Origin of the sequence: Stenotrophomonas sp. AR029, assembly GCF_047520695.2 — a bacterium.
Lineage (GTDB): Bacteria > Pseudomonadota > Gammaproteobacteria > Xanthomonadales > Xanthomonadaceae > Stenotrophomonas > Stenotrophomonas sepilia.
The window spans coordinates 320,365-340,027 of sequence record NZ_JAXBQQ020000001.1; the positions used below are offsets into that span (position 1 = coordinate 320,365).

Below are 19,663 nucleotides of genomic sequence, written 5' to 3' on the forward strand. Positions count from 1 at the left end.
CAATCCACCCCTGCTGGATAGCCGCCACGCATGAATCCGATTGTCCGCTGGTTCCACCAACTCGGTTCGCCTCCCACGTTCGACCGTTTCGCTGCCCGCTGGTCGCGGGTGTTCTACCTTGCTGCAGTGCCGGTGCTGCTGGTCGGCATGTGGCAGGCGCTGCTGGTGGTGCCGCCGGAAGCCAAGCAGCTGGACAGCTTCCGGATCCTCTACATTCACGTCCCCAGTGCCTGGATGAGCCTGTTCGTGTTCGCGCTGATGGCGCTGTATGCCGCGATCGCGCTGATCTGGCGGATCAAGGTCTGCGAGATCCTGGCCATGGCCTGCGCGCCGATGGGCGCCGGCTTCACCCTCATCACCCTGCTGACCGGCAGCATCTGGGGCAAGGGCACCTGGGGCACCTGGTGGGACTGGGACCCGCGCATGACCAGCGAACTGGTACTGCTGTTCCTGTACCTGGGCGTGATCGGTCTGTACCACGCCATCGAAGACCGCCGCAGCGCCGCGCGCGCCGCTGGCCTGCTGGCCATTGTAGGTGTCAGCCTGCTGCCGGTGATCCGCTATTCGGTGGACTGGTGGGGTGGTCTGCACCAGCGCCAGTCGATCAGCGTGTTCGGTGAATCGGCGATCAGCAGCGCGATGATCGCGCCGCTGTGGTGGATGGTGATCGGCACCAAGTTCTGGTTCGCCGGTTCGGTGCTGGCCAAGGCCCGCGCCGACAATCTCGACCGCGAGGCCGGCAAGGCCTGGGTCGGCGGCCGTGTCGATGCCGCGCGCGCCTCCCGGGAGGCCCAGCCATGACCCACCTGCCCTATGTGATCGGCGCCTACGCCGTATTCGTGCTGGTACTCAGCGCCGATGCCCTCGGTTCGTGGCTGCGCCTGCGCGTGGCGCGCCGGCTGGCACTGGCCCGCCAGCAGCGGCAGCAGACCCGCGCTGGCAGGCAGGACGCGGCGACGACGCTGTCGACGGAGCTGGAACGATGACCCCGGCGCAGCGTCGCCGCCTGGTGTGGGTGCTGCTGGCCCTGCTCGCCTCCGGCCTGGCCACCGCGCTGGTGGCGATGGCGCTCGAGCGCAACATCGCCTACCTGTACACCCCTTCGGAAGTGCTGCGCGGCGATGTCGATGCACAGTCGCGTTTCCGCTTGGGCGGCATGGTGGTGAAGGGCTCCTTCAACCGCCCGGTCGGCTCGCTGGAGGCGCGCTTCGAAGTGACCGACGGCGATGCACAGCTGGCGGTGACCACCTCGCGGATCCTGCCGGACATGTTCGCCGAAGGCACCGCGGTGGTCGCCAGTGGCCGCCTGCAGGACGGTGTCTTCGTCGCCGACGAAGTGCTGGCCAAGCACGATGAGAAGTACGTGCCGAAGGAAGTGGCCGACAAGATGGGCGATGCCCATCGCAAGCACGACGTGCCGGTGACGGCCCCCGAGGTGCGCTGAGTGCTGCCCGAACTGGGTCAGATCCTGCTGTTGTGTGCGTTGCTGGCCTCGCTGCTGCAGGCCGGCCTGCCGCTGGTCGGTGCGCATCGCAACAACGCGGCATGGATGGCGGTGGCGCGGCCTGCCGCCTTCGCGCAGCTGCTGCTGTTGGCCGGCGCCTTCGCGGTGCTGACCGCCGCGTTCGTGCAGCAGGATTTCTCGGTGCGCTACGTGGCCGAGAACTCCAATTCGCTGCTGCCGCTGATCTACCGCTATTCGGCGGTGTGGGGCGCGCATGAGGGCTCGCTGCTGATGTGGGCGCTGGTGCTGGCATTGTGGACCGGCGCGGTGGCGCTGTTCTCGCGGCACCTGCCGGCATCGGTGCAGGCGCGCGTACTGGCGCTGATGGGCATCGTCAGCGTCGGCTTCCTCGCCTTCCTGATCTTCACCTCCAATCCGTTCCTGCGCCTGAACCCGGCGCCGCTGGAAGGCCGCGACCTCAATCCGCTGCTGCAGGATCCGGGCCTGATCATCCACCCGCCGATGCTGTACATCGGCTACGTGGGCTTTGCGGTGCCGTTCGCGTTCGCGGTGGCGGCATTGCTGGAAGGTCGCGTGGATGCGCGCTGGCTGCGCTGGACGCGGCCGTGGACCAACGTTGCCTGGGGCTTTTTGACCCTGGGCATCGCATTGGGCAGCTGGTGGGCCTACTACGAGCTGGGCTGGGGAGGCTGGTGGTTCTGGGACCCGGTGGAAAATGCCAGCTTCATGCCGTGGCTGGTCGGTGCGGCACTGATCCATTCACAGGCCGTCACTGAAAAGCGCGGCACCTTCGGCAGCTGGACCCTGCTGCTGGCGATCGCCGCCTTCGCGCTGTCACTGCTGGGCACCTTCCTGGTGCGCTCGGGCGTGCTGACCAGCGTGCATTCGTTCGCCGCCGATCCCTCGCGCGGCCTGTTCATCCTGGTGTTCCTGTCGGTGCTGGTGGGCGGCAGCCTGCTGCTGTATGCGCTGCGTGCCAGCCAGCTGAGCGTGGACGCCGACGATCCGCGCCGTGGCTTCACCGCCACCTCGCGCGAGACCCTGCTGCTGGCCAACAACCTGCTGCTGGCCACCGCCTGCGCAATGGTGCTGCTGGGCACGCTGTACCCGCTGCTGGCCGATGCGCTGTCGCTGGGCAAGATCTCGGTCGGCCCGCCCTACTTCGGCAGCCTGTTCCTGCTGCTGATGGCACCGATGATCCTGTTGCTGCCGTTCGGCCCGCTGGTGAAATGGCAGCGTGACCAGCCCTCGCGCGCCTTCGCGCTGCTGGCACCTTGGCTGGGACTGGCGCTGCTGCTGGGCGCGCTGGCCTGGTGGCAGGCGCCGCAGAACGGCTGGAAGGCCGGCATCGGCGTCGCCGCTGCGGCCTGGGTCGCACTCGGCACCGCACGCTTCGTCTGGCAGCGCCTGCGCGGCAATGGCCGCTTCACCGCCGAGATGCTCGGCATGATCGTCGCCCACGCCGGCATCGCCGTGTTCCTGGCGGGCGCGCTGCTGGTGGAAGCGCTGAACGTGCAACGCGAAGTGGCGCTGGCGCCTGGCCAGCAGCTGGTGATCGGTCGCCACGAAGTGCGCTTCGAGGGCGTGGACCATCGCGAAGGGCCGAATTTCATCGCCGACCGCGGCCACCTGCGCGTGTTCCTCGACGGCCGCGAGCTGGCCCTGCTGCATCCGGAAAAGCGCCAGTACGCCAGCGGCGGCCAGGTGATGACCGAGGCCGGCATCGATGCACGCTTCGACGGCGATGTCTACGTGGCATTGGGCGAGCCGCTGGGCAACAATGCATGGGCGGTACGGGTGCACATCAAGCCGTTCGTGCGCTGGATCTGGCTGGGCGCGCTGCTGATGGCCCTGGGCGGATTCATCACCGCCGCCGACCGCCGTTTCCGTCGTCCGTAGGAGTTCCCATGTCCGAGTCCCCCGCCCCGCGCCCCTCCCGCCCGCTGCCGCCGGTAGCCATCGTGATCGGCGTGCTGTTCTTCTTCGGCCTGCTCGGGCTGATGATCTACGGGGTGATGAAATCGGGCGACCCGCAGCGCGACGTGCTGCCGTCGGCCCTGATCGACAAGCCGGCGCCGGCGTTCGCGCTGCCGGTATTGCATGACCCGGAAATGATCGTACACAGCGACGACCTGCGCGGTGCGCCCTATCTGCTGAACGTCTGGGGCAGCTGGTGCGCGGCCTGCCGCGAAGAACATCCGGTGCTGACCCGCTTTGCCGAGAGCAAGCGCGTGCGCGTGATCGGCTACAACTGGAAGGATGACCCGACCGACGCGCTGCACTGGCTGGAACAGCTGGGCAACCCGTTCATGGTGGTGCTCAGCGACGTCGAGGGCCGCACCGCGATCGACTGGGGCGTGACCGCCGCACCGGAGACGTTCCTGGTCGATGGCAGTGGCATCGTGCGCTGGAAGTACAGTGGCGCGATGACCCAGCGCGTGGTCGACGAGAAGCTGATCCCGGCACTGCAGAAGATCGAGAAGGCCCAGGGCAGTGCCGGCAACACCCTGCATACGGCGCCCTGAGCCGATGCGCTGGCTGCTGGCGCTGCTGCTCCTGATGGTGCCGCTGGCCGCACTGGCCCAGCAGCCGCTGCACGATCCGCAGCCGCTGCAGTTCCGCGATGATGCCGAGGAACGCCGCTTCCATGACCTGGCCGCGCAGCTGCGCTGCGTGCAGTGCCAGAACCAGTCGCTGGCCGATTCCAATGCGCAGATCGCGCAGGACCTGCGCCGCGAGGTGCTGCAGCTGATGCAGCAGGGCCACGACGACGCACAGATCAAGCAGTTCCTGGTCGCCCGCTACGGTGAGTTCGTGCTCTATCAACCACCGTTGCAGCCGGGCACCTGGCTGCTGTGGGGTGGCCCCCTGCTGGTGCTCGGCGCCGGTGCACTGGTGGTGCTGGGCATCGTCCGCCGACGTGGACGCACCGTCGGCGCGGCACCGGCCGGCAAGGCCGATGAAGGAGACGAATGGTGAACCATTGGCTGCCGGTGCTGGCCGGCCTGGTTGCTGCGCTGATGGCAGCACTGGTGCTGTGGCCGTTGCGCCACCAAGGTCGTCGCGGTTTCGTGGTCGGCGTGTTCGCACTGGGCGTGGCCGGTGCCTGCCTGTACCTGCTGGTCGGTGATCCGCGTGCAGCACAGGTGCAGCCGACGCCGTCGGTAGCCACCCTGCGCGATGGCGTGCAGGCCCTGCAGGATGCACTGAAGCGCGACCCTCAGCGTGCCGATGGCTGGGCATTGCTCGGGCGTTCGCAGGCCGAACTGGGCAATGCCTCAGCTGCGGCAGACGCCTTCGCGAAGGCCGCCGAATTGGCACCGGATGATCCGGGCGTGCTGGTGGAAGCCGCGCAGGCGCGCGCGCAGGCTGATGCCGGCAAGCAGTTCGACGACACCGCGATGGCCTGGTTGCAGCAGGCACGTACACTGGCCCCCGACGCCGAGCGCGCCAGCTGGCTGCTGGGCATCGCCCTGCGGCAGCGCGGAAAGAACGCCGAGGCTGCGGACGTGTGGAGCGGCCTGCTGCCGCGACTGGAACCGGGCGCCGCGCGGGCGCTGCAGGCGCAGATCGCGATTGCCCGCGAGGCCGCTGGCCAGGCGCCCGATGCTGGCGCTGCGGCGCCAGCGGCGCTGCTGCAGGTGCGCGTGCAGCTGCCGGCACTGAAGAACGCCGACTGGCCAGCCAGCACCCAGGTGTTCGTACTGGCGCGCGCCGTGGATGGACCGCCGATGCCGGTGGCCGCTCGCAAGCTGCCGCTGGCCGGCTTCCCGGCCACGGTTGCGCTGGGCGACGCTGACAGTCCGATGCCAACCGCACCGCTGTCGGCCCATCGCGAAGTGGAAGTGCTGGCACGCATCTCGCGCAGCGGCAGCGCCAACCGCAGCGAGGATGACCTGCAGAGCGTTCCGGTGAAGGTAAGCCTGCCGCATGAGGGCGTGGTGGAGCTGCGGTTTCCATAACGCGCCGCCCGGTAGTGCCGATGGAAACCAGCGTGTCGCCAGCTCCACATGCGGCCCCGCTAGAATGCCCGCATGACTGAATTCATCCCACCCGGCACCCGCTTCCACGCTCTGCCCTCGCCCTTCCCGTTCAAGCGCGGTGGCGCCCTGCATGGCGCACGGGTGGCCTACGAGACCTGGGGAACGCTGGCCGCCGATGCCAGCAATGCGATCCTGATCGTGACCGGCCTGTCCCCAGACGCGCATGCAGCGGCCAACGAGGCCAACCCGGCACCGGGCTGGTGGGAAGCGATGGTTGGCCCCGACAAACCCATCGATACCAACCGCTGGTTCGTGGTGTGCGTGAATTCGCTGGGCAGCTGCAAGGGCTCGACCGGCCCCGCTTCGCTCAACCCGGCCAGCGGTGAGCCCTACCGCCTTGATTTCCCCGAACTGTCAATCGAAGACGGTGCCCGTGCTGCGGTCGAGGTCGTGCGTGCGCTGGGCATCGGGCAGCTGGCCTGCGTGGTCGGCAACTCGATGGGCGGCATGACGGCCCTTGCCATCCTGATGCTGCATCCGGGCATCGCGCGCAGCCACGTCAACATTTCCGGCAGCGCGCAGGCGTTGCCGTTCTCGATCGCCATCCGCTCGCTGCAGCGCGAGGCGATCCGCCTTGACCCGCGCTGGAATGGCGGCCACTACGACGATGCCGAGTACCCCGAGTCCGGCATGCGCATGGCGCGCAAGCTGGGCGTGATCACCTACCGCTCCGCACTGGAGTGGGATGGCCGCTTCGGCCGCGTACGGCTGGATTCGGACCAGACCGACGACGATCCGTTCGGCCTGGAATTCCAGGTGGAAAGCTATCTGGAAGGCCACGCACGGCGCTTCGTGCGTTTCTTCGATCCGAACTGCTACCTGTACCTGAGCCGCTCGATGGACTGGTTCGACCTGGCCGAGTATGCCGACGGCGACGTGCTGGCCGGGCTCGCGAAGATCCGGGTGGAGAAGGCGCTGGCGATCGGCGCCAACACCGACATCCTGTTCCCCGTGCAGCAGCAGCAACAGATTGCCGATGGCCTGCGCGCCGGCGGTGCCGATGCGCACTTCATCGGCCTGGAATCTCCGCAGGGCCACGACGCCTTTCTCGTCGATTTCGAGCGTTTCGGCCCGGCCGTGCGCGGCTTCCTCGACGCGCTGTAAGTGGCGTGGCGGCGTAATCTCGCGCTGGCTGCTTTCGGCGCGTTGGCTGCATTGATGATCAGCGGCGTGCTGCCGCTGTGGCTGGGTGGCTGGTGCGTGCTGGCCAGCGCGGTGTCGTTCGGCCTCTATGGCCATGACAAGCGCGCGGCGCAGCGAAAGCAGTGGCGGATTCCCGAACGCACGCTGCAGCTGCTGGCGTTCGCCGGCGGCTGGCCCGGCGCGCTGCTGGGCCAGGCGATGTTCCGCCACAAGCATCGCAAGGCCGCGTTCCAATGGGTGTTCTGGCTGTGCGTGCTGGCCAACGTGGCCTCGATCGCGGTACTGCTGCGCGAATTTTCGCGGTAACGCCCGCAATCGGTAGTGCCGGCCGCTGGCCGGCAACGTCATGATGTTCGACGCGGATGCGTGGTTGCCGGCCAGCCCCCCCCACTACCGGGGTGTTGTCACGCTTCGCGCTCCAACACCCCATCACGCAACCGGTACTGCGCATCGACCACGCCTTCGGGCAGGTCGTCGTGGGTGATCATCAACAGGCTGCGCCCGTCCAGCAACCCGGAGAGATCCTGCAGCAGCGCACGTGCGGTATCCACGTCCAACCCTTCGGTTGGTTCGTCCAGCAGCAGGATCGGCGCGTTGCGCAGCAGTGCCCGCGCCAGCGCCAGCCGTCGCGCCTGGCCAGCCGACATCGTCGCGCCGTTCTCGCCCACCCAGGCCTGCAGGCCACCGTTGCGCTCGGCCCAGTCGCCCAGGCGCACGCGACGGAGGACCGCCCACAAGGCGGCGTCGCTGGCATCGGGATCGCCCAACCGCAGGTTTTCTGCCACGCTGCCGGCAAACACCGGTGCGTTCTGTGGCAGCCACGCCAGTTGCTGGTGCCACTCAGCCTGGGCGACGTCGCGCAGATCGCGGCCACCATAGGTGATTCGCCCCTGCTGCGGATCCCACAGCCGCAGCAGCAGGCTGGACAGCGTGGTCTTGCCACTGCCGCTGTCGCCGCGGATGGCAATGCGTTCGCCTGGCGCCAGGGTCAGCTGGAGACCGGACAGCACCGGCCGCGCCGCGCCCGGCCACTGGAAATGCACATCGTCCCAATGCACGCGCGCGGCTTGCGGCACCGGCTGTGGCACTTGCGGATCGTCCACCGTCGGCGGTTGCTCGACGATCGCCTGCAGGCGATCTGCGGCAATGCGCCCGGACTGCAGCGACTGCCAGGCCAGGCCCATGCCGGCCCACAGTTCGATCAACGCCACGGTCAGGAACACGAGGCCCGCCGCCATCTCCGGCGCGATGCGCTGCCGTTCGGCGGCGTGCAGGGCCAACGCCAGCATCGCCACCAGGCCCAGACCGGCCACCAGGCCGTGCAGGGTCGAGGCCGCGACCAGGCGCCAGCGACGGCGGCGGTCACGCGAGGCCAACTGCTTGGCTGCCACGCGCACCTTCAGCTGCCACGCGGCATCGGCATGCAGCGCGGCCAGATCTCCCGCCCCTTCCAACCCTTCAAAGGCCGCGGTGCGCAATGCGGCGCGATGCGCGGCGCGGTCGGCTTCTTCCTCATCGTGGCCACGCACGCCCAGCCACGGCACACCGAAGGCGATCAGCAGCGCCAGCACCGCCAGCAGCACTGCCGCCGACGGCAGGATCAGCGCCGCCGATGCAACCGCCACCACCGACAGCGCACCCAGTGCCACCAGCGGCCCGATCGCCCGTACCAGCAGGCCATCCACCTCGCCGATGTCGCCCAGCAGTCGCGCCAGCAGCTCGCCGGTGCGCGTAGCGCCCAGCCGTGCCGGCGCCAGTGGCAGCGCGCGGCGGAAGAACCAGACGCGCAGATCGCGGGCGATGCGCAGGGTGGCATCGTGGCCCACCAGCTTTTCGAAGTAGCGCGACACGATGCGCGCCAGGGTCAAGCCACGGATACCCGCAGACGGCGAGAAGAAATTGAATCCCTGCCCCAGGCCTGCGGCACCGGCCAGCGCGGCCGCGGTGAGGAAACCACCGGACAGGCCCAGCAATGCAGTGCCGGCCAGCATCGTGGTCCACAACAACAGGATCGTCAGCAACAGGCGCGGACGATGGCGCAGGAACACCGCGCGCAGCGAATCGGGCGAACGGCTCATGCGCGCACCGCCTGTGCCGGTTCCACCAGGCGGCCTTCCGGCAGCAGCAGGCAACGATCGGCCCAGGCGATCACCGCCGGGCTGTGGGTGGCGACCACCACGCTGCGGCCACGTGCATATGCGGCCAGGCTGCGCAGCAATGCCGCTTCGGTATCGGCATCCAGGAACGCGGTGGGTTCGTCCAGCAGCAGCACCTGCGGATCACGCAGCAGGAGGCGGGCCAGGCCGATGCGACGCGCCTCACCACCGGACAGGCCGAAGCCACGTTCGCCGATCACCGTATCCAGCCCCTGCGGCAGGCGCTGCGCAAACTGCAGTACCTGCGAAGCCTCGGCCACCGCGCGCAGGCGCGCATCGCTGGCGCCGGGATCGGCCAGGCGCAGGTTGTCGGCGATGCTGCCGTGGAACAGGTACGGACGCTGGCTGGCATAGGCCACCTGCACGCCGGGACGCACCTGCAGCTTGCCGGCACGCGGCGGCAGCCAACCGGCCAGCGCCTCCAGCAACGTACTCTTGCCGGACCCGCTGGGACCGACCAGGGCCAGGCGCTGGCCCGGTTCCAGCAGCACGTCCAGATCCTGCAGCACATCGTGCGGCGCGCCCAGCGGACGCAGCACCAGACCCTGTGCCCGCAGCGGCGGCAGCGCGGCCTCGGCCGGCTCCACCGCCAGCGGCGCGGCTTCGTTCTCGATCAGGCCCTGCTCACCGGGCAGCGACTGCAGCAGGCGCTCCACCTCAGCAGCGGCAGCCAGCGCATTGGCACGGTCGTGGTAGTGCGCGGCCAGCCGTCGCAGCGGCGCATAGAATTCCGGCGCCAGCAGCAGGCAGAACAGGCCCGCCCCCAGCGTCGGTACCGCTGCATGCAGCGACATCATGCCCAGATAGCTCAGCCCGAGGTACAGGGCGACCATCGCCACGCTGACCGAGGCGAAGAACTCCAGCACCGTGGACGAAAGGAAAGCGATGCGCAGAACCTTCAGGGTGCGCACGCGCACGCCTTCGGCAGCTGCCTCGATCCCCTCCAGCTCAGCCTCGCCGCGGCCATACAGGCGCAGCAGGCCCAGGCCCTTGATGCGGTCGGCGAAATGGCCGCTCATCCGCGCCAGCTCACCCAGCTGCGCGCGGCCGGCCGCTTCGGCCCCCCAGCCCACCAGCATCATGAAGAACGGTACCAACGGTGCAGTGAACAGCAGGATCAGCGCCACCACCCAGTCGACCCAGGCTACGGCGGCCAGGATCAGCAGCGGCACCACCACCACTTCGGTGCGTACCGGCAGGAAACCGCTGTAATAGCTCTCGATCGCATCAGCGTGATGCAGCATCAGTTCGCCCAGTTCGCCGGTGCGGCGCTGGCGCAGCCACAGCGGCCCCAGGCCAAGCAGGCGTCCGAACACGCGTTCACGCAGGGCCAACCGCGCGGCATCGGCCACATCACCGGCGGCGGCCTGGGTGGCGCTGCCCAGCAGCGTGCGCGCCACCAGGATCGCCGCCAGACCGCCCAGCACCGGCAACCCCGAGGCCAGCGGCGCGCGCTCCACCAGCACCTGCTGCACCAGCCAGGCGATGGCGGCCGCCTGGCCGATCAACAGGGCACCGGACAGGCTGATGCACAGTGCCGCCAGCCGCTGGCGGCCTCGAGCAGGCCGCGCCAGATCGGCCAGCCACGCGCTGCGGGCGCGCCGCTGGCGGGTCGTTTCGGCGTCCTGGGACAGGGCGACGGAGGAGGTTTCGGCAGCGCTCAAGGGGTCTTCACGGGCAACGGGGGAGACACGGCATTGTAGGCGCAGGCAATGGCCGGCCTCTGCGGCCAGCAGTCGCAGTCTTCATCAGGTTGGCATACGATCAACCGGGGCACCTGTTCATACATTGATCTGGATCAAGGCTGTTTGAAGTAGTCGGTCACATCATTCACGTCGTAGACCACCCTTCCCGCCACCTGCAACGGCACTATCCAACGAGGTAGCCAGGCCATGATTGATCAGACAGTCGTAGAACTGTCGCGGCTGCAATTCGCGCTGACCGCGATGTACCACTTCCTATTCGTACCGCTCACCCTCGGCCTGTCCTTCATGGTGGCCATCATGGAGAGCGTGTACGTGATGACCGGCAAGGAGATCTGGCGCAGGATGACCCTGTTCTGGGGCGTCCTGTTCGGCATCAACTTCGCCATGGGCGTCGCCACCGGCATCGTCATGGAATTCCAGTTCGGCATGAACTGGTCCTACTACAGCCACTACGTCGGTGACATCTTCGGTGCGCCGCTGGCCATCGAAGGCCTGATGGCCTTCTTCCTGGAAGCCACCTTCGTCGGCCTGTTCTTCTTCGGCTGGAACCGCCTGACCAAGGTCAAGCACCTCATGGTGACCTGGCTGATGGCGCTGGGTACCAACCTGTCGGCGATCTGGATCCTGGTCGCCAACGGCTGGATGCAGAACCCGACCGGTGCGGTGTTCAACCCGGAAACCATGCGCATGGAAGTGGTCGACTTCATGGCGGTGGTGTTCAACCCGGTGGCGCAGGCCAAGTTCGTGCACACCGTCAGCGCCGGTTATGTGACCGGTGCGGTGTTCGTGATGGCGATCAGCGCCCTGTTCCTGCTGCGCAACAAGCACAAGGACCTGGCCCGTCGTTCGTTCGCGGTGGCCGCAGCGTTCGGCCTGCTGTCATCGCTGTCGGTGGTGGTGCTGGGTGACGAGAGCGGTTACGCCGCCAGTGAACACCAGAAGATGAAGCTGGCCGCGATCGAAGCGATGTGGGAGACCGAGCGTGCGCCGGCCGACTTCACCGCCTTCGGCATCCCGAACCAGGACACCCACCAGAACGACTACGCGGTGAAGATCCCGTACCTGATGGGCCTGATCGCCACCCGTTCGTTGAACCAGCCGATTCCGGGCATCCTGGAACTGGTCGAGCGCGCCGAACACCGCGTGCGCGGTGGCCAGCTCGCCTACGGCGCGCTGGAACGCCTGCGTGCGAACAAGAACGACGTGGAAGCGCGCGAGATGTTCGACCGCCACTGGCAGGACCTGGGACACGGCCTGCTGCTCAAGCGCTATCGCGATGACATCCTCAACGCCACCCCGCAGGAAATCTCGCAGGCGGCGATGGACACGGTGCCGCGCGTGATGCCGCTGTTCTGGACCTTCCGCGTGATGGCCGGCCTGGGGTTCTACCTGATCGCCTTCTTCGCGCTGGCCTTCTACTACTCGTGCCGCAACAACTTCCAGGACAAGCGCTGGTTCCTCAAGCTGGCCCTGTGGACGCTGCCGGCACCGTGGATCGCGATCGAGTGCGGCTGGTTCGTCGCCGAATACGGCCGCCAGCCGTGGGCGGTCGATGGCGTGCTGCCGACCTTCTATGCGGCATCGGGCCTGGCCCTGCATGAAATCGTGCTGACCCTGGCCGGCTTCACCGCGATCTACACCGCGCTGATCGTGGTCGAGATCAAGCTGATGCTCAAGGCGATCCGCAAGGGGCCGGACGAACTGCTGCCGTCGCTGCAGTCGCCCCAGCCGCATGCTTCCCACAATGCCTCGGCGCCGGCCGCCGGCCAGGCCTGAGGCAGGAGAACCAAGATGGATTTCATTCTTCTGGACTACACCACGCTGCGCGTGATCTGGTGGCTGCTGCTCGGCATCCTGCTGATCGGCTTCGCCGTGATGGATGGTTTCGACCTGGGCGTGGGCACCCTGCTGCCCTTCGTCGCCCGCACTGATGCCGAGCGCCGCCGGGTGATCAACACCATCGGCCCGGTCTGGGAAGGCAACCAGGTGTGGCTGATCCTGGGTGGCGGCGCGATCTTCGCCGCCTGGCCTCCGCTGTATGCGGTCAGCTTCTCCGGGTTCTACCTGGCGATGTTCGTGATCCTGTTCGCCCTGATCCTGCGTCCGGTCGGCTTCAAGTTCCGCAGCAAGATGCCCAGCGAACGCTGGCGCAACACCTGGGACTGGGCGCTGTTCATTGGTGGCTTCATTCCCGCACTGATCATGGGCGTGGCCGTGGGCAACGTGCTGTTGGGCGTTCCGTTCCATTTCGATGACAGCATGCGCATCTTCTACACCGGCTCGTTCTTCGGCCTGCTGATGCCCTTCGCGCTGCTGGCCGGCCTGCTCAGCGTGTCGATGCTGGTCGCCCACGGTGCGGCCATGCTGGTGATCAAGACCGACGGCCCGGTGGCCGAGCGTGCGGCCCGCTTCGGCAGCATCGCGGCAATCATCGCCTTCGTGCTGTTCGCAGTGGGTGGCGCCTGGGTGGCCTTCGGCCTGCCGGGTTACCAGATCACCTCGCAGGTGGTTACCGATGGCGCCACCAATCCGCTGCTGAAGACCGCCGAACTCGGCGCCGCCGGTGGCTGGATGCGCAACTACAGCGCGATGCCGGCCACGATCCTGGCCCCGCTGCTCGGCCTGGCGGGTCTGCTGGCCAGTGCGGTGCTGCTGCGTGCCCGTCGTGGTGGCCTGGCCTTCATCGCCTCCGGTGCGGCCATCGCCGGCATCATCCTGACCGTCGGCTTCGCCATCTTCCCGTTCCTGCTGCCGTCCTCGAGCCAGCCCACCTCCAGCCTGACCGTGTGGGATGCCTCGTCCAGCCACCTGACCCTGTGGATCATGCTGCTGGCCACGGCGGTGTTCCTGCCGATCATCCTCGTCTACACCACCTGGGTGTACCGCGTGCTGAAGGGCAAGACCACCACCGAAGAGATGGGCAACAACCCGAACGCCTACTGATTGCCGGTGTGCCGGCCGACGGTCGGCACACTCTTGAACAAAGGAGATTGACCATGTGGTACTTCGCCTGGATTCTCGGTGCCGGCCTCGCCTCGACGGTGGCCATCCTCAACGGCATGTGGTTCGAAGCCCGCGAGCAGAACCGCATCGAGAAAGAAAATCGTCGCTGAGCTGTAAAAAAACCTTGCCGCCCTGGCCTTCACACGGTATCTTAGGCGGCTCCTTCGGGGTGTAGCTCAGTCTGGTAGAGCGCTACGTTCGGGACGTAGAGGTCGCAGGTTCGAATCCTGTCTCCCCGACCACTCACGTGGTCGCATTGAAGCCTGGTGAAGTCATCCAGGCTTTTTTGTTCCCTGAGGTGGCACTGCTTCGGCAGTGTGAAGAAAACAGCATTCACCCCTTGCCGCCATCGGGGTGAATCGCTAGAATAGGCGGCTCCCTTCGGGGTGTAGCTCAGTCTGGTAGAGCGCTACGTTCGGGACGTAGAGGTCGCAGGTTCGAATCCTGTCTCCCCGACCACTTCGGTGGTCACCAAGAAGCCTGGAAGACATCACTGTCCTCCGGGTTTTTTTGTACCCGGCGCCAGGCCGCCCGCATGACGGGACCTTGCCGGAGCGCACACGTACAATGGCCGCGCTGCCGGCCCACCTGCAGCCACCACTCCCCCACCTGCCGCTTCGGCGTAGACCGATGCCGGCGCTGCATGCCATTGCCGCGGCGTGCGACACCTGCAAGGACCACCGATGAGTTCCTCCACTTCCGATTCGCCGTCGCTGCTGCACGGGCGCGTGCTGGCTTTCGCCGCCATCCTGCTGGCAGCGATCAACCTGCGCACCGCAGTAACGTCGATCACGCCCCTGCTGGACGTGCTCGGCCAGCAGTTCGGCTTCGGTACCACCATGACCGGCGTACTGGGCATGCTGCCGACCGCCTCGTTCGCGCTGTTCGGCGTGGCCACGCCGGCACTGGCGCGGCGCCTGGGTCTGGAACGCACTACGCTGCTGGCAATGCTGATGGCGATGGCCGGCCTGCTGCTGCGCTCCAGCGCCGGCAACGTCGGCACGCTGCTGCTGGGCTCGGTAATCGCGCTGGCCGGCATGGGCATCGGCAACGTGGTGGTGCCGCCGCTGGTGAAGCGTTACTTCGCCAACAAGGTCGGCACCATGAGCACGCTCTACATCAGCGTGCTGCAGCTGGGCACGATGCTGCCGGCGCTACTGGCAGTACCGGTGGCCAACGCTGCAGGCTGGCGCGTGTCGCTGGGCATGTGGGCGCTGCTTGCACTGGCCGCCGCGCTGCCGTGGCTGGTGCTGGCCAGGCGCGCACCGAAGCCGCTGGCCGACGCCGCCGATCCCACCGCGCAGCCGCACGGAAAGGTCTGGCGCACGTCGCTGGGCTGGAGCATGACGCTGATGTTCGGCATGACCTCACTGATGACCTATTCGATGTTCACCTGGCTGCCGCGCATCGTGGTCGAGGCCGGTGGCACGCCTGCATTCGGTGGCGTGATGGTAGCGGTGTTCTCGGCACTGGGCCTGCTGCCGTCACTGGTCATTCCGTCGATGGCGGTACGCATGCAGAACCCGTTCCCGCTGGTGCTGATCGGCTTCTTCTCGTTCGTGATCGCCTTCACCGGGCTGCTGCTGGCGCCGATGAAGGCTCCCCTGCTGTGGGCCTGCCTGCTCGGCGTCGGCCCGTCCACCTTCCCGCTGGCGCTGACCCTGATCAACCTGCGCACCCGCACCCCGGCCGGCTCGGCCGCGCTGTCGGGCTTCATGCAGGGCGTGGGCTACAGCTTCAGCTGCCTGGGCCCGTTCCTGGTCGGCTGGCTGCATACCGTCAGCAATGGCTGGACGCTCCCGTTCAGCTTCCTGTTCGGCTGCGCCACCCTGATGCTGTGCGCCTCGTGGGTCGCCTGCAAGCCCCGCAAGCTGGAAGATCTCTGGTAGCCCGGCCGGGGCCGCCAGACGGCCCCGCCTACCGCTCGTCAGACACCGGGCAATCTTGACGCCGAACTGACAATTCCGGGCGGATAGTGCCCACGAATGCCCTTCCTTGCCGCGTGCCGGCATCGGGCATGGGGGCGGCAGCGCCGCCCAGGCCACCACTCGGTGTGCGGGGGACTCTCGTTTCAGACAAGACATTGCAGGTCGCTGTCCGGGTTGTATCCGTCTTCAATGGGCGGGAACGCACGAAGGGAGTGACGCGGGCCACGGCCACGCCAAATACTGGCATGTGACTTGCGTCACATTTTCGCAGGTTGTCTGGTTCGGAAGCCAAGGGGGTCCCCAATGGTCGTCCACCGCCGGCTGGCGCTCTGCGTCGGCCTCGCATGCGCCGCTCTGGCCTGGGCCAGCGGCGCCGCTCCGACCGACCGCGACGCGGCCCTGGCCGAGATCGCCCGCTACCGCGACCAGGCCCGCTGGCTGGATGCGCTCGGCGCAATCGAGCGCGCCAGCCAGCAGCAGCCCAACGACGATCTGCTGTTCAAGCTGCGCGTGCTGACCCTGGGCGACATCGGCAATGCCTGGCGCGCCTGGGAGCTGTACCAGCAGCGGCCGCAGCTGTTCGACGACGCCCAGAAGCAGCGCCTGGAAGGCGACTACCTGGCCAAACTCGTGGTCTGGAGCCTGGCCTACAGCAGCAGCGAGGACAGCCGCCTGGAAGAAGCCGAGTCGACCCTGGCGCGCATGCAGCGCTACGTCGGCGGCGAAGGCACCCCACCCTCGCAGGCCCCACTGCGCATCCGCATGGACCGGCTGATCCTGCTCAACCGGCTGGGCCGCCATGCGCAGGTCCGCGAGGAAGCACGAGCCCTGCAGGCCGAAGGCCACACCCTGCCCGACTACGTGCTGCCTGCCGTGGGCGATTCGTTGATGGGCACCCTGCACCCGGAAGAAGCCATTCCGGTACTGCAGGCAGCCGTCGCTGGCGATCCGGCGCGCGACGCCTCGCATTCGGAACTGGCCTACGCCTACCTGGAAAGCGAGCAGCAGGAAAAAGCGATCGACCTGCTACAGGCATGGCGCGACAAGGAGCCGGCGTGGCGCTGGAGCAACCGCAAATCACCGTACGCGAACTGGTCACGCTACGAGGCCGATCTCAACCTGGCAATGGTGCGCGCTTACAGCGGCGACCTGGTCACCGCGCAGCACGACCTGGAGTCGATGGTGGACATCGCACCCGGCAACGGAGGCCTGCAGAGTGCGCTGGGCAGCGTCTACATGATGCGCGGCTGGCCACGCAGGGCGCTGCAGCGGCAGCAGATGGCACACGCGCTGGACCCGCGTGACATCGAACCGCGACTGGGCATGGAAGAGGCCTACGTCGCCCTGCAGCGCGACGACCTGGCGCGGCCGCTGCACGATGACCTGGTCGCACGCTATCCCACCCAACCGGCTGTCGAACGCATGGACCAGGCCTGGCGTGCGCATCGCGGCTGGCAGCTGAAGGCATGGACCGACATCGGCCGCAGCTCCGGTGGCGGTGGCACCTCGCCACTGGGCAACAACGATCGCCACTATGGTGTGGAAGTGGAGACACCGATCCTTGATGACCGCTGGCGGTTGTTCGCCCTGGCCGACCGGCGCTCGACCGATTTCCAGGACCAGCGCATCGATCCCCTGTGGCTGGGTGCGGGCGTGCGCTACCGCTTCGGGCAGCTGGATGCGGAAGCGGCCGTCCTGCGCGCCAACGACCACATCGGCGATACCGGCCTGCGGGTCGGCGTCGGCTGGCAGTTCAACGATTACTGGCACGCCGGCCTGGTGGCCGCGCGCAATGATCCAGACGCCTCGATGCAGGCGCGCGCGGCCGGCATCACCGCCGACAGCGTGAGCGCACAGGTGGACTACCGGCGCAGCGAGCTCACCCATTGGATGCTCGGTGCCAGCCGCTTCCGCTACGACGACGGCAACCATCGCGAACTGTTCAGCACCAGCATTGAACAGCGCCTGTTGATCCGCCCGCGCTGGCTGCTCGATGGCCTGGCCAGTGCCTATACCAGCCGCGGCAGCCGCGACGACGCGCCCTACTTCAATCCGAAGCGCGACCGCATGGTCGAGATCGGCCTGCGCATCGACCAGCAGCTGTGGCGCCACTACGAGCGCCACTTCCGGCACCGGCTGACCGTCTCGCTGGGTGACTACTGGCAGGACGGGTTCGGCAGTGCGCTGGTGCCGACGGTGTCCTACATGCACGAGTGGCAGCTGGGCCCGGGCCGCGTGCTCGAATACGGCGTGCGCTGGTCGCGGCCGGTCTACGACGGCCACCGCGAGCGTCATATCGGCTTCGAAGCCGCACTGCGCTGGGGAGACTGACATGGCCTGCTTCCTGCGACTGATCGTGCTCCTGCTGCTGGCCGCCATGCCGCCGGCGTTCGCGCAGCAGGCCGCGCATCTCGATGCGATCGACAATGGCCTGCTGATCCTCAGCTACCACGACATCCGCGACCAGGTCGCGGCCAAGGGCGATGCCGATACCTATGCGGTGAGCACGCAGAACTTCGCCGCACACCTGGACTGGCTCGGCGCGCATGGTTATCACCCGGTCTCGCTGTCGCAGGTGATCGATGCCTCGCAGGGGCGGGCCACGCTGCCGCCCAAGCCTGTGCTGCTGACCTTCGATGACGGCCTGCGCAGCGTCTACGACAAGGCCTTCCCATTGCTGCAGGCCTACCGCTACCCGGCACTGGTGGCGGTAATCACCGACTACGTGGACATGGCTCCGGGACGCACCATCGACTACGGGTACCGGCCGTTCGGCCGCGATGACTTCGTCACCTGGGCGCAGCTGAAGCAGATGCACGACAGCGGCCTGATCGAAGTGGCCAGCCACACCGACGACCTGCACCACGGCGTGCTCGCCAATCCACAGGGCAATTCCACGCCCGCCGTGGTCACCCGCATCTACAGCCCGGCCACGCACAGCTACGAGACTGAAGCGCAGTATGGGCAGCGCCTGCGCACCGACCTCGCGCGCAGCGTGCAGCGCATCGAGCAGCACCTGGGCGTGCGCCCGCGCGCCATCGTCTGGCCGTACGCGGCCTACAACCAGTTGAGCAACGACATCGCCGAACAGCTGGGCATGCCGGTGTCCTTCGATCTGGAGGGCCGCAGCACGCCGGTGGCCAGCGACCTGCATGGCCTGGCGCGTTTCCTGGTCAGCGACAACCCGACCGTGGAAGGCCTGGCCTACGAGCTGCGCCGCGATGTCGCGCTCGATGGCATCCGTGCCCTGCAGATCGACCTGGATGATGTCTACGACGCTGACCCGGCGCAGCAGGCACGCAACCTCGATGCGCTGGTCGAACGGGTCAAGCGCATCGCGCCGACGCACGTCTACCTGCAGGCGTTCGCCGATCCGGACGGCAACAACACGGCCGATGCACTGTACTTCCCCAACCGTCACATGCCGATGCGGGCGGACCTGTTCAGCCGCGTCGCCTGGCAACTGAAATCCCGCGCCGGCGTGAAGGTCTACGCATGGCTGCCGGTGCTTGGCTTCGAGCTGCCCGACCCGGCGCAGCGCGAGGCGCTGGCGATCCGCAACGGCGATGCCGACGGCATGTACCGGCTCGACTTCACCAACCCGAAGGCCCGCCAGATCATGCTCGACATCTACGAGGATCTGGCGGTCAATTCCTACTTTGAAGGCCTGCTGTTCCATGACGACGGCTACCTGCGCGACACCGAGCTGCCGGCACTGGCAGCCGGCGGCGATGGCAGTGCGCGCACGCAGGCGCTGATCAGCTTCACCCTGGCGCTGCGCGACAGCGCGCAACGCTGGCGCCCGAAACTGGCCACCGTGCGCAACCTGTACGCTGAGCCGGTACTCCGCCCGCAGAGCGAGGCCTGGTTCGCGCAGCGCCTGGACCTGTTCAACAAGGCCTATGACCAGACCGCGCTGATGGCGATGCCGTGGATGGAAGGCAGCAAGCACCCCGAGCGCTGGCTGGACCAGCTGCTGGCCGCAGTACGCGCACACGACCCGCAGCTGCAGCACACCCTGTTCGAGCTGCAGACCGTCGATTGGCGCAACGGGCAACCGATTCCCGCCGAGCGCCTGCGCGCACAGATCCGCCAGTTGCAGGCACAGGGCGTGCACCACTTCGCCTGGTACCCGGACGATTTCATCGCCGACCAGCCCTCCACCCGCGATGCCCGCGCGGCGATGTCCGCCGGCACCTTCCCGTACCCGGAGAAGTGA

The 19,663-nt window shown here is 67.7% G+C and carries 17 protein-coding genes and 2 tRNA genes; 17 read left to right on the forward strand and 2 right to left on the reverse strand.

Annotated features, from left to right (window positions below):
* Window positions 1-30 precede the first annotated feature (30 nt).
* The 9 genes from ccmC to ACM0PB_RS01560 all read left to right on the forward strand — a co-directional run bounded on the left by ccmC (window position 31) and on the right by ACM0PB_RS01560 (window position 6,957).
* A complete protein-coding gene (ccmC, locus tag ACM0PB_RS01520; protein ID WP_005417651.1) occupies window positions 31-801 on the forward strand; it encodes a heme ABC transporter permease CcmC in 771 nt (256 codons plus the stop codon).
* The gene (locus ACM0PB_RS01525; RefSeq protein ID WP_005417652.1) at window positions 798-986 is read left to right on the forward strand and encodes a heme exporter protein CcmD; all 189 of its coding nucleotides are present in this window, start codon (window positions 798-800) and stop codon (window positions 984-986) included. Before ccmC ends, ACM0PB_RS01525 begins: the two co-directional genes overlap by 4 nt.
* Window positions 983-1,444 (forward strand): cytochrome c maturation protein CcmE, encoded by a 462-nt coding sequence (gene ccmE, locus ACM0PB_RS01530; protein WP_414604725.1) that lies wholly within the window; start codon window positions 983-985, stop codon window positions 1,442-1,444. Before ACM0PB_RS01525 ends, ccmE begins: the two co-directional genes overlap by 4 nt.
* Entirely contained in the window at window positions 1,445-3,364 is a 1,920-nt protein-coding gene (locus tag ACM0PB_RS01535; RefSeq protein ID WP_065186051.1) for a heme lyase CcmF/NrfE family subunit, read from the forward strand.
* Between the two features lie 8 nt (window positions 3,365-3,372).
* The gene (locus ACM0PB_RS01540; protein ID WP_005417655.1) at window positions 3,373-3,990 is read left to right on the forward strand and encodes a DsbE family thiol:disulfide interchange protein; all 618 of its coding nucleotides are present in this window, start codon (window positions 3,373-3,375) and stop codon (window positions 3,988-3,990) included.
* A 4-nt stretch (window positions 3,991-3,994) separates the two neighbouring features.
* Entirely contained in the window at window positions 3,995-4,444 is a 450-nt protein-coding gene (locus ACM0PB_RS01545) for a cytochrome c-type biogenesis protein (RefSeq protein ID WP_065178270.1), read from the forward strand.
* Window positions 4,438-5,427, forward strand: a complete 990-nt coding sequence (locus ACM0PB_RS01550) for a tetratricopeptide repeat protein (RefSeq protein WP_065178269.1) — start codon at window positions 4,438-4,440, stop codon at window positions 5,425-5,427. The genes ACM0PB_RS01545 and ACM0PB_RS01550 overlap by 7 nt, the downstream gene beginning before the upstream one ends.
* A 72-nt stretch (window positions 5,428-5,499) precedes the next feature.
* A complete protein-coding gene (gene metX, locus ACM0PB_RS01555; protein WP_065178268.1) occupies window positions 5,500-6,612 on the forward strand; it encodes a homoserine O-acetyltransferase MetX in 1,113 nt (370 codons plus the stop codon).
* On the forward strand, window positions 6,613-6,957 hold the full coding sequence (locus tag ACM0PB_RS01560; RefSeq protein WP_065186050.1) for a DUF1294 domain-containing protein: 345 nt from the start codon (window positions 6,613-6,615) through the stop codon (window positions 6,955-6,957).
* A gap of 98 nt (window positions 6,958-7,055) precedes the next feature.
* Here ACM0PB_RS01560 and cydC read toward each other — a convergent pair whose 3' ends face one another.
* Both cydC and cydD read right to left on the reverse strand, forming a co-directional pair.
* Window positions 7,056-8,729, reverse strand: coding sequence for a thiol reductant ABC exporter subunit CydC (gene cydC, locus ACM0PB_RS01565; RefSeq protein WP_065196625.1), 1,674 nt, complete (start codon window positions 8,727-8,729; stop codon window positions 7,056-7,058).
* Complete coding sequence (gene cydD, locus ACM0PB_RS01570) at window positions 8,726-10,471, reverse strand: thiol reductant ABC exporter subunit CydD (RefSeq protein WP_065178265.1); 1,746 nt, start codon at window positions 10,469-10,471, stop codon at window positions 8,726-8,728. The genes cydC and cydD overlap by 4 nt, the downstream gene beginning before the upstream one ends.
* Window positions 10,472-10,699: 228 nt before the next feature.
* On the opposite strand from cydD, the gene ACM0PB_RS01575 reads away from it, so the two are divergent.
* The 8 genes from ACM0PB_RS01575 (at window position 10,700) to pgaB (ending at window position 19,663) form a co-directional block, all read left to right on the forward strand.
* On the forward strand, window positions 10,700-12,289 hold the full coding sequence (locus ACM0PB_RS01575; RefSeq protein ID WP_053501033.1) for a cytochrome ubiquinol oxidase subunit I: 1,590 nt from the start codon (window positions 10,700-10,702) through the stop codon (window positions 12,287-12,289).
* A 15-nt stretch (window positions 12,290-12,304) separates the two neighbouring features.
* Entirely contained in the window at window positions 12,305-13,456 is a 1,152-nt protein-coding gene (gene cydB, locus ACM0PB_RS01580) for a cytochrome d ubiquinol oxidase subunit II (RefSeq protein WP_414604726.1), read from the forward strand.
* Between the two features lie 53 nt (window positions 13,457-13,509).
* Entirely contained in the window at window positions 13,510-13,626 is a 117-nt protein-coding gene (cydX, locus tag ACM0PB_RS01585) for a cytochrome bd-I oxidase subunit CydX (RefSeq protein ID WP_005410354.1), read from the forward strand.
* A gap of 55 nt (window positions 13,627-13,681) precedes the next feature.
* A tRNA-Pro gene (locus ACM0PB_RS01590) sits at window positions 13,682-13,758 on the forward strand.
* A gap of 140 nt (window positions 13,759-13,898) precedes the next feature.
* Window positions 13,899-13,975, forward strand: a tRNA-Pro gene (locus ACM0PB_RS01595).
* Window positions 13,976-14,199: 224 nt separating this feature from the next.
* Window positions 14,200-15,405 (forward strand): CynX/NimT family MFS transporter, encoded by a 1,206-nt coding sequence (locus tag ACM0PB_RS01600; protein WP_065178262.1) that lies wholly within the window; start codon window positions 14,200-14,202, stop codon window positions 15,403-15,405.
* Between the two features lie 342 nt (window positions 15,406-15,747).
* Window positions 15,748-17,775 carry a poly-beta-1,6 N-acetyl-D-glucosamine export porin PgaA gene (pgaA, locus tag ACM0PB_RS01605; protein WP_414604886.1) on the forward strand — a complete coding sequence of 676 codons (2,028 nt, stop codon included), beginning with the start codon at window positions 15,748-15,750 and terminating at the stop codon, window positions 17,773-17,775.
* Window position 17,776: 1 nt separating this feature from the next.
* Window positions 17,777-19,663 (forward strand): poly-beta-1,6-N-acetyl-D-glucosamine N-deacetylase PgaB, encoded by a 1,887-nt coding sequence (gene pgaB, locus ACM0PB_RS01610; RefSeq protein ID WP_414604887.1) that lies wholly within the window; start codon window positions 17,777-17,779, stop codon window positions 19,661-19,663.